23 protein-coding genes and 1 pseudogene are annotated in these 12,338 nt (G+C 35.5%); all 24 read right to left on the minus strand.

Going from position 1 to position 12,338, the window contains the following annotated elements; all coding sequences use genetic code 11:
- Window positions 1-220: 220 nt before the first annotated feature.
- The 24 genes and pseudogenes from NSR03_RS08885 to NSR03_RS09000 all read right to left on the minus strand — a co-directional run bounded on the left by NSR03_RS08885 (window position 221) and on the right by NSR03_RS09000 (window position 12,319).
- Entirely contained in the window at window positions 221-871 is a 651-nt protein-coding gene (locus NSR03_RS08885; protein WP_340719215.1) for a hypothetical protein, read from the minus strand.
- Between the two features lie 90 nt (window positions 872-961).
- A pseudogene (locus tag NSR03_RS08890) lies at window positions 962-2,095 on the minus strand (phage portal protein); the annotation flags it as partial.
- Between the two features lie 11 nt (window positions 2,096-2,106).
- Entirely contained in the window at window positions 2,107-3,393 is a 1,287-nt protein-coding gene (locus NSR03_RS08895; protein WP_218086594.1) for a PBSX family phage terminase large subunit, read from the minus strand.
- Window positions 3,371-3,874, minus strand: coding sequence for a terminase small subunit (locus NSR03_RS08900; protein WP_069820678.1), 504 nt, complete (start codon window positions 3,872-3,874; stop codon window positions 3,371-3,373). The genes NSR03_RS08895 and NSR03_RS08900 overlap by 23 nt, the downstream gene beginning before the upstream one ends.
- A 94-nt stretch (window positions 3,875-3,968) precedes the next feature.
- Window positions 3,969-4,199: a hypothetical protein gene (locus tag NSR03_RS08905; protein ID WP_069820677.1), complete on the minus strand. Its 231-nt coding sequence runs from the start codon at window positions 4,197-4,199 to the stop codon at window positions 3,969-3,971.
- Window positions 4,200-4,482: 283 nt separating this feature from the next.
- Complete coding sequence (locus NSR03_RS08910) at window positions 4,483-4,905, minus strand: DUF722 domain-containing protein (protein WP_056935522.1); 423 nt, start codon at window positions 4,903-4,905, stop codon at window positions 4,483-4,485.
- Window positions 4,902-5,168, minus strand: a complete 267-nt coding sequence (locus NSR03_RS08915) for a hypothetical protein (RefSeq protein ID WP_002512144.1) — start codon at window positions 5,166-5,168, stop codon at window positions 4,902-4,904. Before NSR03_RS08915 ends, NSR03_RS08910 begins: the two co-directional genes overlap by 4 nt.
- 15 nt (window positions 5,169-5,183) lie before the next feature.
- The gene (locus NSR03_RS08920; RefSeq protein WP_141714480.1) at window positions 5,184-5,327 is read right to left on the minus strand and encodes a DUF1381 domain-containing protein; all 144 of its coding nucleotides are present in this window, start codon (window positions 5,325-5,327) and stop codon (window positions 5,184-5,186) included.
- Window positions 5,328-5,368: 41 nt separating this feature from the next.
- Window positions 5,369-5,668 carry a MazG-like family protein gene (locus tag NSR03_RS08925; RefSeq protein ID WP_069820676.1) on the minus strand — a complete coding sequence of 100 codons (300 nt, stop codon included), beginning with the start codon at window positions 5,666-5,668 and terminating at the stop codon, window positions 5,369-5,371.
- A gap of 257 nt (window positions 5,669-5,925) precedes the next feature.
- Complete coding sequence (locus NSR03_RS08930) at window positions 5,926-6,111, minus strand: hypothetical protein (RefSeq protein WP_069820675.1); 186 nt, start codon at window positions 6,109-6,111, stop codon at window positions 5,926-5,928.
- Entirely contained in the window at window positions 6,112-6,879 is a 768-nt protein-coding gene (locus NSR03_RS08935) for a hypothetical protein (protein WP_069820674.1), read from the minus strand.
- A gap of 37 nt (window positions 6,880-6,916) precedes the next feature.
- Window positions 6,917-7,138, minus strand: coding sequence for a hypothetical protein (locus NSR03_RS08940; protein ID WP_069820673.1), 222 nt, complete (start codon window positions 7,136-7,138; stop codon window positions 6,917-6,919).
- Between the two features lie 87 nt (window positions 7,139-7,225).
- Entirely contained in the window at window positions 7,226-7,423 is a 198-nt protein-coding gene (locus NSR03_RS08945; RefSeq protein ID WP_069820672.1) for a hypothetical protein, read from the minus strand.
- Complete coding sequence (locus tag NSR03_RS08950) at window positions 7,420-7,650, minus strand: hypothetical protein (RefSeq protein WP_056935517.1); 231 nt, start codon at window positions 7,648-7,650, stop codon at window positions 7,420-7,422. Before NSR03_RS08950 ends, NSR03_RS08945 begins: the two co-directional genes overlap by 4 nt.
- Before the next feature lie 5 nt (window positions 7,651-7,655).
- Window positions 7,656-7,904: a hypothetical protein gene (locus NSR03_RS08955; RefSeq protein WP_069820671.1), complete on the minus strand. Its 249-nt coding sequence runs from the start codon at window positions 7,902-7,904 to the stop codon at window positions 7,656-7,658.
- Complete coding sequence (locus tag NSR03_RS08960; RefSeq protein ID WP_069820670.1) at window positions 7,904-8,281, minus strand: SA1788 family PVL leukocidin-associated protein; 378 nt, start codon at window positions 8,279-8,281, stop codon at window positions 7,904-7,906. The genes NSR03_RS08955 and NSR03_RS08960 overlap by 1 nt, the downstream gene beginning before the upstream one ends.
- Before the next feature lie 11 nt (window positions 8,282-8,292).
- Entirely contained in the window at window positions 8,293-8,487 is a 195-nt protein-coding gene (locus NSR03_RS08965; protein ID WP_069820669.1) for a hypothetical protein, read from the minus strand.
- Window positions 8,480-8,890: a RusA family crossover junction endodeoxyribonuclease gene (locus tag NSR03_RS08970; protein ID WP_069820668.1), complete on the minus strand. Its 411-nt coding sequence runs from the start codon at window positions 8,888-8,890 to the stop codon at window positions 8,480-8,482. The genes NSR03_RS08965 and NSR03_RS08970 overlap by 8 nt, the downstream gene beginning before the upstream one ends.
- Window positions 8,891-8,900: 10 nt before the next feature.
- Window positions 8,901-9,137: a DUF3269 family protein gene (locus NSR03_RS08975; protein ID WP_069820667.1), complete on the minus strand. Its 237-nt coding sequence runs from the start codon at window positions 9,135-9,137 to the stop codon at window positions 8,901-8,903.
- Window positions 9,124-9,336: a hypothetical protein gene (locus NSR03_RS08980; protein WP_069820666.1), complete on the minus strand. Its 213-nt coding sequence runs from the start codon at window positions 9,334-9,336 to the stop codon at window positions 9,124-9,126. The genes NSR03_RS08975 and NSR03_RS08980 overlap by 14 nt, the downstream gene beginning before the upstream one ends.
- Entirely contained in the window at window positions 9,333-10,568 is a 1,236-nt protein-coding gene (locus tag NSR03_RS08985; protein WP_394802331.1) for a DnaB helicase C-terminal domain-containing protein, read from the minus strand. The genes NSR03_RS08980 and NSR03_RS08985 overlap by 4 nt, the downstream gene beginning before the upstream one ends.
- Window positions 10,564-10,926, minus strand: coding sequence for a hypothetical protein (locus tag NSR03_RS08990; protein WP_069820664.1), 363 nt, complete (start codon window positions 10,924-10,926; stop codon window positions 10,564-10,566). Before NSR03_RS08990 ends, NSR03_RS08985 begins: the two co-directional genes overlap by 5 nt.
- Window positions 10,927-10,929: 3 nt before the next feature.
- Entirely contained in the window at window positions 10,930-11,652 is a 723-nt protein-coding gene (locus NSR03_RS08995) for a DnaD domain protein (RefSeq protein WP_081333657.1), read from the minus strand.
- Complete coding sequence (locus tag NSR03_RS09000) at window positions 11,642-12,319, minus strand: putative HNHc nuclease (protein WP_069820663.1); 678 nt, start codon at window positions 12,317-12,319, stop codon at window positions 11,642-11,644. The genes NSR03_RS08995 and NSR03_RS09000 overlap by 11 nt, the downstream gene beginning before the upstream one ends.
- Window positions 12,320-12,338 lie beyond the last annotated feature (19 nt).

Raw genomic sequence — 12,338 nt, forward strand, 5'->3', positions numbered from 1 at the left:
AAAGGCTCTTTATCCTCTACTTCTAGGAGTTTCCCCGCATTATAGTATGTTAGTTCATACTTAGGTCAGACTATATCATCACCTACAACTTCACTTGTTTAGGTGTCGGATTTCGTGGATATTTCGCCATACAAAAAACGACCCAATTAGGTCGTTTTGTTCAGGCTATTCTATCTAGTCGTTAAACCTTACATTAATTTCTTAATGCAGTGGTAATTGATTAGCGTTTTGTTTTTATCCACCTAGAATCATGTATCAACAGTTTTTCAGAAGGCTCTAATCCTTCTTTTTTGATTGTGTAGTATCTGTATCGAAGAGTTGGAAAACCTATATTATGTTTTTCGCCCAAATTGTCTAAATATTCTTTAAGCGAAAAGCCTTCTACTATAACATTCCTTCTAGTATTTCTGAGGTTTATTGTAGGTGTAACAAATCGACAATTTTCAGGACTATAACCTTGGTTGTTGTCTATTCGGTCTAATTGATACTCTTTTTTAAATCCGTTATTGTCGCACCATTTTAGAAATACTTCGATGTCATGCCATTGCTTACATACTTTGATGCCTCTATTGCCATAGTGCCTATAAGACTGTTTATTCTTATTGTAACACCTAGACATCATACCATTGTAAGTATCATAAGCAGGGTGCTTTCTCATCCCATGTGTTGTGTTCCTCTCTGTTGTTTTCTCTCTTGAAAGACAACCACATGACTTTGTAACACCCGTCCTGACTCTTGATAAATTCAACTCTTTTTCATTCCCGCAATCACATTTACACCATGCAAATTTAGCTTTTTTCCCGTTAGGTCTTGTTTTAGTGTAAACATTAATAACTGTTAATCTATTATATTTCATGAAATCATCTCCCATATGAGCATTATATCACATACGGAGGTTGAGTAGGTAGTATAAAAACAAATTAGCTTTCCAATTTTAACCCGATTATCATTACGCTATTTTTAACGTAAGGGGCAAATTTTTACCCGATTGCTGCCCTGAGAATTTCTCGTCACTCATGTCAGGTGTATTCGTAAATAGATGTATGTTTGCGTTGATTCTATCTTTATAAGCCTCTGAGCCGTTAACGTCGTACTCTTTGTAGATGTATTTAGCGTCAACTTTGCCCTCTGTTACCTTGCCATCGTCGCTCTGGTATTCAGGCGGCTCAAGATGTAGCATGTTAGCCTCTTTTTGAAGTTTCACAACGTTTGTGTCGCTCAAGTCTAAATTGCCGTTAACTAATAGCATCGCGTCATTTAAGTCGCTCATGTAGTTTGCTGTATCGACCTGTGCGTTATCATACAAATCAATCAACGGAACAACACGTTCAAAGTCGCCTCGGCGTTTCTCGTTGTTCCTAAACTCAGTGATTGTTACACGTCCGAACATATGCCTTTCAGCTGGCTTACGTTCAATGAGCTTTAAGTTTGTTGTCGTATTGGCTCTGCAGAAGTAAGTCGCGTCAGGTGTAATCACATCAACGTTGTAAATGTCCTCTTGCTGCTCGTTCGTCTCTGCTAACCAGTAACGAATGGCTACAAGGCTGTTTTCTTCAATGCTCGTATCGAATATAAGAAATGTATTTCGTGCATCTGATTTATAGACTCTTATTTCATCATCTTGATTGCGTATGATGTACTCATAGGCACGACCGAATATAGACAAGTCTAGGCCAATCGACCTGTTATGACTGTCTAGGTCGTTTAGGTCTGTCATGTGCTCAAGCTCTTCCGCAACTTTCTCGTCGTCCGTTTCTACTTGTATCGTATTGCCTAAAAAGTAACCATTTATAAAGTCTGTAATGTAAGATGAGTAATCATGCGATACTCTGTTATCAGCCTTATGATTCTCACGTCTGTAAGTACTTCTCGTTAAGTTGAAGTTGAGCCCCTCATAATAGTCGTTAAGCATATCTAGTCTAGGACGCTGTACTGATAAATGATGCTTAATGAACTCGCTCAACCTGTCAGTGTCTTGCTGCAGCTCTGCGCTTGTTCCATCGTACGTGTACACCTCATTTGCATCACGTCTGAAAACTTTATTTCTGTGATTCTTGTAATCTACATCGCGCTCGTAATTGTTCACTGTCGCCATTGCCTAACCTCCTATAAGCCCATTCTTTTAATTGCCTGTACGTTCTTCGCTGCTTTGCTCTTGCGCTCAGGTTTTACATTGTAGAAACGCTCTACGCTATATCTGAGAGCATCTATACAGTGATTGTAAGTATCTACAGGCTCGTTATAATATTCTTCGGTCTGCTTATCCTTTTTCCATGTGTAGTTGTTCAGCTCTTCAATTGTCTTGTAGCAACGCTCATCAACTATGATGTCGAATTGCTGCAGGAACTGAATGCCTTGAACAATCGAGCCTTTACCTTTTTTAGTAGGCCTTACACGCTCAATGCCTAGCTTTTTAAGCTCTGCAATACTTTTCTGTTCTGCACTATCGGCTGTAATCTCTTCTTTTTTATAGCCTAGCTGCTTGATTGTCTTTGCAATCTCATCATTTAACATGCCTGTCTTGACGTATTCATCTATGATGTAGAGTTTCTTGTTCTTGCTGTCTATCTTGACGTGCATGAAAGCACTCGGGTCATTAATATAACCAAAATCGAGCCCGAAATATGACGGCAAATGACTCAGCTGCTCTGTATTCAATATAGCTGTTTCGTATTTAGGGAATACCAGCTTATCGAGCGTAGCAAATTCGCCTAATGCGTATATTTTGTAATAAGCAGGGTTGCGCTTTGCCAAATCTTCTAAATTCTGTCTTGTCATTTCATCAAGAAACTTATTATCTTTATAGCTTGATTGTTTTATTAATGTGTTGTTGAGAGGCTCGCCCTCAAAGAAATACTTGTATACCCAGTTGAGCTTACTCACAGGGTTAAACATTAAGTATATTTGCTTATCTAAATGCTTACGCTCTCTCAGACGTAATGTAAGCTGTGTGTAGTCATTCAGGTTAAACTCTGATGCCTCTTCCATCACAACGTCACTAATGCCCTTGATTGATTTAATCTTCTCTGAGTTATCCATGCCTTTAAACAGGAATACTGCACCATTAGGCAATATGACTCTATTGTCTGTTTTGTTCCATTCGCATAAGTCCCACACCTTAAAGTCAATAAGGCAACTCTTCACGTCTTGAAATAAGCTGTCTGCAATCGTGGCGCCTACTTTCCTGAGCCACAATATCTTTCGAGGGTGTTTCCATTGCTGCAGCGCTTTGATAACTACCTTTTGCACAACGCCATGCGATTTGCCACTCGAGCCTCCGCCATAATGCACCTCTGTGAAATGACTGTAATCTGTCAGCACCTCAAATATGTTTCGGTTAAATACTTCACTTGGCTTAGGTATGTTCAGATTAACTGTCGCTGTCGTCATCATACTCACCTATGTTTAATTCAATATTGCGCTGTGTGATTTCTTGCTTCTCAGTCCACAACTTATGATATTTACCTAATAATTCAAGTGCTTTGTTTTGGTCACTCATCTTAGGTTCACGTGCTACTAGTTCAACTCTTTCATCATAAACAAGTTGTCTTTTACTGGTATCTGGATTTTCTTTGTAATTACCTGTTTTAACTATCATAGGTTCAACTTCTTTATTTTCTGCTTTTGCAGTTCGAGTGAGTCGATATAACACTTCTTTGCCACTCATAATTTGTTCATCGAATAATTCTTGTTCTATACCCTTTATATATTCTCGTATCTTACTATTTCTTACTAGCTCGCTACCAGTAACTTCCGCTCTACTTTCTTTATAACCTGCACTAATAGCTGACTTAGTAGCGTTACCATAAGTACTAGTACCTGGAATAGCGTAAGCTTCTGCAAATGTTTTTTGTCGTTTATTTAAGTCTATCATCGTATATTACCACCTCATTATGCTAATAGCTCATTTAAATTCATGTATAAAAATAGCACCTCAATGGGAATGGGTGCTGGGTAAAGATTTCTAATTAATGTTTATATTCTAATTCTTTATCAAAATTTTTAATATAAGATTCTACTTGGTTCTCAATATTTTCATCTTTGTCTAACGGAAACATAATTTGATTTTTATTTTCTATGATAATAGCGTACTTTTTGCCATAAAAGCGACTATGAGCCTCTGGATTGATAATAAACACGTGATATAATCTGTTTTCGTACAATTTAAAATAATCTTCGTTAATATCTAATCTATCCATAACAATCCCCCATTTTTTATTTTGATTAATATTTTATCATAAAAATAGCCGACTGAGTTTGCTCTCAGCCGACCTAAAGGAGAAATATGTTTGTAACCATGCAAAAATTACGAAAGGTTGAATCTTTTTGACTAAAGAATTAGTAAAGGTCGTTCAGTACCAGTAAACAACTTGAAACTAATAACACTAAATACCAAAGGAGTAGCTCTTGCTGTCCAAACAAGAACATAATATCATAATAAGGCTTTTTTTAGTGCAGTTAAAGAGGGGTAAACTGCCAACTTTAAACAAAACCGATGTTTTTCGCTAATTGGTCGAGTATAAAAGCTCTTTTTCTGTATATTGCTCTGTCTGATACATGGAAGTATTCCGCTAAATCTTCCCATTTGCTCAACTCGAGCTTACAATCCCAATATCTTAAACGTATAAGCTCTTGAGTTTCACTATCTGAGTTATTATACAAAGCCTGCACGCCATGTACTACGTCTCTGAGGTGTCTGTACTTCTTATCCTCATTCTTCTTAATAACTTCATTCTCGACAGGTCTGCCTATCATGTTACTTTGTCCGCCCTCTAAATTCTCAGGCTCATGGTTTTCTAATATGAGGTACTCAGTGAATTTAAGCTCTCTCTTATATTGCTCAAAATTCTCTATATAGTCCTCTAGTTTTTTACGGTCTAACCTGCTCAATTCCAATGCTTTCATTCTTTACGATACGCTCCTTTAAAAATGACATCCTGTGACACCATAATGACTTCATCATAGGAATATATTATACTTTGATATATTTCTTCTATATCTTCTTGGCTTGCTTTCTTCTGAGGTGCAATAAAAGCTATTTTGTTTGTTTCATCTACATACACTTTGATTTGTTTATTGCGTTCTTTCTTTAAAAGAAATCCATCTATAACTGGATGCAAAAGAAACAGAAAACTTATCGCGTAAATACTTATCATTGCAGTTATCATTACAAACCAACCTCCTTAACGTTTTTTAGCTACCTTTTCAGCTTCTTCCTTACTATCTGCACTCACAATCTCGTAACACTCATTCTCACGTGGCTTAATAACTTCTACAAACGGATGACCTGTAGAGTCGGTTATGTGTCGGATTAAATAATTAGTCACGCTGTAACACCTCTTTAACTTTTTGTAATATGTCTATATCTTTACAAGTCTGATTCTTTGATGAACGTTCCATTGATTGTCTTTCCTTTTCTTCCTTTGATTTCGTCATACGCGTACTGTAAACACTCCTCTAATGTCATTCCATGTTGTTGTGCCAATATAATTAAAGTTACGACTGTATCGCCTATACCGTCTTTTAGATCATCCATCTTGTTACGTGATAATGCTGCACCAACTTCACCAGCCTCTTCATAGAATTTCAATGCTTGTCTATCTGAATTATTTTTGTGTAAGTTTTTACCTATACTCCATTGTTCTACCAATTTGATTAGTTCATTCATGTTATTTGTCCTCCCTGATTTTCGTTTTTATAATATTATTGACTTCATTGCTGGACTATTTTAAAATTACTTTCTTGATTCTATAAAAGGGGTTGAATCTATGAGTGACGAAATTAAGGGATTTATTTATGTGTTATTTACAATATTATGCTTCATGGCTTATCTTGCACCTTTCATTTCAGCTATTTTCGGTTAATAAACTGATTTAGCTTTTTTCTCTTTTCTCATCAATGTTCATCCCATGATGTTGTCATCATCTAATCTATATATTTTATTGTGGAATCATTGTTACATTCAGTATTTTTTATAGCTTTACAAATATGATTAGTTCCTAATGTTATCGCTGCAACTATCAGTAAAGTATCGAATTTAAAATCGTGAAATTTACTCATTCCTTCTTTGAGGCTGGCATATACATTTTCAAGTTCTAATAAAGAATACATTTACTCACCCACCTTAATCCCGACACCATCCAACTTCGCTCTAAAATACTTATACGTGCTGCTCGATGGTTTGTTGCCGATGTGTTGGGAGATTTCGGATAGTAGGGATTCGTACATCATCTTCTTGTTATACACAGCATCAGCACATTCTTTATGCATTTGGTACCACTGAATGTTTTCCTTGTTCTCGTGTTCTAATCTTTTTGATATTATTCTATTTTTGTCTTTGTTTTCTTCTTTGAGTTCTTGCACTCTGTCTTTGTAGTAATTTTCCATATCAGCAATGTGTTTTATATGACTTTCTTTAAGTTCCTCATTCTCCCGTTCCAATTTCTTTGTTTTGTCGTCTGCTTCATCTTGATTTAATCCCATTGTGTATAATTCATTTTGCAATCTTGTATTTTCATCTACTAATTTTGAATGTCGTTGTTCCAACGTTTTAACTTTAATGTCCGCACCTTTTAAAGCACTATCTTTAATCTCTCTAATCTCTTCCAACCTACTAACCTTTGCTTTATACCAAGATAGATCGTCGCTTAAAGTATCTCGTTGTTTTGTCATATCATGCAATTGACCTTCCAATTTATAGCCACATTCGCATTCTTTATTGAGCATTTTTTCGAATTTGTCACGTTCTGCTTTTAGCTTTTTATTTTCTTGTTCTAAATTATTGCAAGTAACTGCCCAAGCTAAAACATCATCTTTCAATGTATCTCGTTCTGCTTTGTAATCACGTTGTTCTCCGAAGTCTACATATTCATAACTCACTCGCCATCACTCCTTATTGATTTAAAATACGTTCATACTACCCCGCATCATAATGGTTATCTTCTATATCAGATTCTACTTTTTCCCAATCTACATCTGCTTTAAATTTAGGTCGAAAATCTCCATCACCATCTGAGTAGATAGAAACATCTCTGGAAACTCCTAAATTACCGAGGTGTTCCATTTTATTTAACATCGACATAAAACAATCAATCCATCTTTCTTCCATTTCAACTTCAATTGTAAATTTCTTCTTCACCCTCACCACTCCCTTACATAGTTGTCCACATTATCAATAGCACGATTGTCAGTATGATTACGACTGCTAGCCAAACTGTGAATTGTTTCATATGCGCAAATCCTCCATTATCTTCCTGTTCCGTTTTATATCCTCACGTGGTACTGCTACGATTACATTTCTATCATTCGAAGATATTACGAATCCTTTAACACCTTTATCACGTAGTAACTTTGCAATTTCATGTGTCTGTAGCCCACATGTATTTAATTTATATTTAACTTTTATAGTATCTGATAGGATCATATCGCTAGCTCTTTCTCTATCTCAGATATCAATACTTTCTCTGCTATTAACCTAATGCTATTCGGTCTGTTACTATTCGCTGCACGTCTCTTATTTACACCAGAAGATAAGAAACCAACTGTCTGTTCACTAACCTCTAACTTTTCTGCACATTCCTTACGTGTACCAGCACATATAATTTCATCACCTTTGTATATCACGTATTCATAAAGTTGTTTCTGTCCCATACAGTTCACCCCTTAACACTTTCAGTCTTATTAGCAATGTAATCTTTCCATAATTCAAAGTTGTTATCTTCCGTAATTTCATATTGATGTTCAGGCATAGATTCTATAATTGCACTCTCAATCTCTTTGTCGAAGTTGTAACGTAATTCAATCACTTTGCCTATCACTCTCATACCATAGCTATATTCACCTTTACCTAAGTCATGTACAATAATGTATTGTGCTTTGTTAGGATCTAATTCTCTAATCTTCATTAACCCCACCCCTTAAACATTTGATTCCATGTATTTTCGAACCAATATTCATCTCTACGCTTAGCTCTCTCTATCATCTGCAGACGTTCCTGTTCCTTACGTTGCTTATGTTCTTCCAACTCAACCTTACGTTCAGCACGCTCTCTGTCCTCTGCATTGAGTCTGTCCACACCTTGACGTTGGTCATACTTTCTAACGTAGTTTTTTAAGTGTCGTCTACCTTTTTTAGCATGATGTTTAATTCTCAAGTAATGGATACCGAGTTGTTTCGCTTCCTTGTAATCTTCTACATCCACAAATACTTCTTCGTTATCATCTATCATCACGAAACATAAGTTACCTTTATCATCTTTTGCTCTACTTAAATTGATGTTCATTAGTTGTCCTCCTAGAATCCTCTATCTATAATTGTCGGTTCTTCAAATCTAATCACTTTTGCGTCAGTGTATTCATCTTCTTTAGTTAGCATTTCATTGTAGATACGTTCCTCTATATCACAATCCTCGTCATTAGCATGTGATGGGAAAGTATATGACTTTTCATATGTCACGTTGTATCTAATTTTTATCGTTTCTTCATTCATCGAAATCACCTTCTATATCTAAATGCATGATTACCTTTGCTTCTTCTGCATACTTCTTGAAACTTGTAATCTCTACTATTTGATTATCGTCATTCCATAAGTGACCATTAGCAGCATCTAACACTGTTTTGATTAAGTTATCTATATCTGGTTTAGTTCGCTTATATTGTCCAACCATTGCTACATGCTTCTTCTTGCTCCATGACTTCAATAATGGGAAATGGAACTCTATTGTTAACTTGATTGGTTCATCTATCATTAACATTGGCATTTGCCACTGTAAGTCTTTCTTATGGTCTGTATACTTCTTAGGCATATAAGTCTGTACAAACTTTCCGGCATTTCTGAATCGTGGTCTAGGTGATGACATAGGCGCATCAACTTTCAATTCGATTGTTTCCATGTCTTCACTCCTATAGATCAAATATATTTATTTGCGAACCTAACTCTTGTTCGTAAAATAAATTATGTGCTGCTTTAAAATTTAATAACTCATCATCAGTCATATTCTTAACTCCACCCGAGAAGTAAGCGCCAGTTATATTTCCGACGCTATTCACATTTGGTGACAATGGTAAGACAGATACTACTTTTTCATCGTTATCTCGGTATAAGTAATATTTGTTCTTACTACCTTCAATTAACCCCATCTATATTCACACCTTTATAGTTTTTAAAGATAATTTTCTTGTTTTCTTCATAATCATCAAAGGGCGTTAAGCGCCCATTTTTAAGCAATCTCTTAATTGTGTAACCTAGCTCAAGTAAACACGATTGAACGTCTTTATCGCCTTTGTATATCTCTCTGTATAGGTAGCCCAGTAATGTTTGGAATTGTCCTATTGTCATGTGAAAAACCTCTGCGTTTTCTTAAAGAAATTAAACTCAATCACACCAGTTTCGCCATCTTTATTTTTAGCGATGTTACACTCAACAATTGATTTACCAGAATCATCTACATCTTCCTGCTCGTAATAGTCATCTCGGTACAACATCATTGCCATACTTGCATCTGCTTCTATCCCACCAGACTCTTTCATATCAGATAACATTGGGCGTTTATCATTACGTGATTCAACACCACGGTTTAATTGTGAAAGGACCACTATAATTGCACCTGTTTCATTCGCTATGATTTTCAATTCACGAGATATCTTTTCAACTGCTACTCGTCTATCAACATTCGTGTCTGTTTCCATAAGTTGTAGGTAATCAATGAATATAACTTGTGGCTTATCGCTTTGCTTCATTGCTTGAGATCTAATGTCTTGAGGTGTTGTTGTACTATCATCATTGATATTGATATCTAACTTAAGAATTTGGTCTATCGCACCTGTTAATTGAGTTAATTCATCTGGCGTTAGGTCTTGCACATTCTTAATACGATTCAACTCAATGCCTGTGATAGTCGCTAACAGTCTTTGCAATACGTTTTTACCTGTTGTTTCGATACTAAAGAATGAAGTTTGATGTCCTTGCTTAGCAATGTTCCATAACATATTTAAAGCAAAACCAGTTTTCCCAACACTAGGTCGTGCTGCTATTACAATTAATTGACTCGGTTCAAATCCACCAATCTTATAATCCATAAGTTGATACTTTGTTTTCACACGTTCTACTGGTTCATCACTATACAAATCTTCAACTAACTGCTTAGCATAGCGTTGCGTACCATCTTCTTTTTTAGTTGCGATACTCGTTAAATCTTTAAGTTGTTCCACCATTTCATTAAACGTTTCAGGTGTAGCAGATTGTTTAAAATCATCAGCAAGTTGGTTCGCTTTAATGATTTGATAATTCTGTAATAAATCTTGTTGATATCTTTCGAAGAATCCGTAACCAATAAAATCTGTTTTGTATAGTTGACCTATGACATCATTGTTTAGAAATTCTTTATCCTTAATGCTTTTCAGATATATCTCATTCAAATCAACTTTGCCTTGATCCAGCACATATTCCATGAATCCTTTAAAATGTTCATCTTGAAACATGTAAGGTTTAATTCTTAATTTTTCTAGTAAGTCTGGTTTCTGTAATAGACTGGCAATGACTGTACTTTCAATTTCATATTGCTCGTTAATCAATGTCATCACCTCTATCAAATTCTGCTACCTTACGTCTAAATTGTTCTAACGCCTGTTTACGTTGCTTAACGTATTCTGGGTCGTTATCCATCTTCCATCTATGCAGCTTAGTTTCTTCATCTGGCCCATCATCTTTAAATGTCTTAGGAAACTTACGCATGATATTAGGTATCTTAGGTGGGTAGACGTTGCCATCTTTTATATATTTCTTAGCCATCTTCATTGATGGTTCATAATCGCCATCTTCACATAAGAAGTTAATCCACAAATTGAATTTAGTATCATTCAATTCCATGTTGTATACATTGGCTAACATCCCAATGATTTCGAAAGCTTCTTTTTTAGTCATTGACATGGTTTATCCTCCCATTAATTCTTGACGTTTCCTTTCGAGGAAGTTGTCTGATTCTTTTTTAGGTTGCTTACGTTTTTTAGGCTCTACTTTAGCCTTAGCTTTTTCTACCGTATCTATGCCTTCTTTATTCCAATTCTTTAATATAGATATTAGGTAAGGTATGCCTTTGTTATTTTCTTTACAGTAATCAACAGCTATCTTAGTTATTTCATAAGCATCATCTTTTATCATATTGATCTCGTACTCTATTTCATCTATCTTCAATGGACTTTGTATCATCTCTAAATTATTACTAATGTATTCAAATATTTTTGCCGTCACGTCACTTGTATTATTGTTATTCTTAATACTGTTAATTGTAGTACCTACGTTTTGTCCCGGTAGATTTCTTCCCGGTAAGTTTTGTACCGGTACGAAATGACCTGATACGGGATTGTGTTCTATGGTATAAATATTTTTACTGAAGCCATTACTTGTTCTTTCTCTTTCAATTGATAAGTAGCCATTATCTTCGAGCTGTTTTCTATACTTCTGAAACCTTTTATCACTTATATTAAGCTCGTGACATATTAAACTTACGCCCGGAAAAGCTGTTTCATTTGCTCCTGCATAAGCAGACAAGTAACTATACAAGGCTTTAGCTTCTATACTTATATCTGTATCTTTCATAACTCTTTTGAAAACTAATCCATAACCCGAGACGGAACTTTTAATACTATCTGTCATTTACTTTCAGTCCTTTCAACATTCTATTTAGTTTCTCGTCTACATCCACCCAACTATCAGTTAAATGATATTTACTATTGAAGCTATCCATACCAATCGTGTGCTGTTCTTGATGGTGGGAGTGACATAATGCAAGCACCTTATTACCAAAGTTTTCTATCTTGCGTCTATTACGCCCTCTACCTACTGCTTGATAATGTGCAAGTTCTGCATGTTTGCCACAGATTACACACTTTCTATTGATAGTAGCCATGTATAAAAATGTTCTGTCATTCTTGATAAGGTCGCTTGTTTTAAATTTAAGTGGTATATCATTTTCAAATATCCATTCAATCGCTACATCTATAATTTGACCAGCTACTTTACGTGAACAATCAGCTAGTGATATTCGATTCTCATAGGCGTATAAGACACGAACATACTCTTGGAATACATTCCTCATATAATCCTTTGGTTGTCCTGTATAAGCTTCTATATCGTTCATAAGTGCGAATATCTTTCTACGTTGCTTATCAGTTATTTTGTATGGATCTGTGATGCTTACTTCACACTCAACTTCAAGTCCGTTATCTAACAATAAGAAATCTTTATTTTCTAATGTCACACCCTCGATGACAGCTGTTATTGTGCCGTCATCTTGTTGGATGTAGTTTTTTATTATTGGCATTTAATCACCTTATTTACAT

The sequence above is a fragment of the Staphylococcus sp. FSL W8-1207 genome, assembly GCF_038003745.1.
Classification (GTDB): Bacteria; Bacillota; Bacilli; order Staphylococcales; family Staphylococcaceae; genus Staphylococcus; species Staphylococcus equorum.

Coding starts and splice junctions, on each gene's coding strand:
- NSR03_RS08900 (WP_069820678.1), bottom strand. CDS start 3,874: ATGATAGACTTAAATAAACGACAAAAAACATTTGCAGAAGCTTACGCT.
- NSR03_RS08990 (WP_069820664.1), bottom strand. CDS start 10,926: ATGTCAATGACTAAAAAAGAAGCTTTCGAAATCATTGGGATGTTAGCC.
- NSR03_RS08915 (WP_002512144.1), bottom strand. CDS start 5,168: ATGATAACTGCAATGATAAGTATTTACGCGATAAGTTTTCTGTTTCTT.
- NSR03_RS08965 (WP_069820669.1), bottom strand. CDS start 8,487: ATGAATGAAGAAACGATAAAAATTAGATACAACGTGACATATGAAAAG.
- NSR03_RS08975 (WP_069820667.1), bottom strand. CDS start 9,137: ATGGGGTTAATTGAAGGTAGTAAGAACAAATATTACTTATACCGAGAT.
- NSR03_RS08955 (WP_069820671.1), bottom strand. CDS start 7,904: ATGAAGATTAGAGAATTAGATCCTAACAAAGCACAATACATTATTGTA.
- NSR03_RS08945 (WP_069820672.1), bottom strand. CDS start 7,423: ATGATCCTATCAGATACTATAAAAGTTAAATATAAATTAAATACATGT.
- NSR03_RS08910 (WP_056935522.1), bottom strand. CDS start 4,905: ATGAAAGCATTGGAATTGAGCAGGTTAGACCGTAAAAAACTAGAGGAC.
- NSR03_RS08905 (WP_069820677.1), bottom strand. CDS start 4,199: ATGGATAGATTAGATATTAACGAAGATTATTTTAAATTGTACGAAAAC.
- NSR03_RS08960 (WP_069820670.1), bottom strand. CDS start 8,281: ATGAACATCAATTTAAGTAGAGCAAAAGATGATAAAGGTAACTTATGT.
- NSR03_RS08885 (WP_340719215.1), bottom strand. CDS start 871: ATGGGAGATGATTTCATGAAATATAATAGATTAACAGTTATTAATGTT.
- NSR03_RS08970 (WP_069820668.1), bottom strand. CDS start 8,890: ATGGAAACAATCGAATTGAAAGTTGATGCGCCTATGTCATCACCTAGA.
- NSR03_RS09000 (WP_069820663.1), bottom strand. CDS start 12,319: ATGCCAATAATAAAAAACTACATCCAACAAGATGACGGCACAATAACA.
- NSR03_RS08980 (WP_069820666.1), bottom strand. CDS start 9,336: ATGACAATAGGACAATTCCAAACATTACTGGGCTACCTATACAGAGAG.
- NSR03_RS08930 (WP_069820675.1), bottom strand. CDS start 6,111: ATGTATTCTTTATTAGAACTTGAAAATGTATATGCCAGCCTCAAAGAA.
- NSR03_RS08995 (WP_081333657.1), bottom strand. CDS start 11,652: ATGACAGATAGTATTAAAAGTTCCGTCTCGGGTTATGGATTAGTTTTC.
- NSR03_RS08950 (WP_056935517.1), bottom strand. CDS start 7,650: ATGGGACAGAAACAACTTTATGAATACGTGATATACAAAGGTGATGAA.
- NSR03_RS08925 (WP_069820676.1), bottom strand. CDS start 5,668: ATGAATGAACTAATCAAATTGGTAGAACAATGGAGTATAGGTAAAAAC.
- NSR03_RS08895 (WP_218086594.1), bottom strand. CDS start 3,393: ATGATGACGACAGCGACAGTTAATCTGAACATACCTAAGCCAAGTGAA.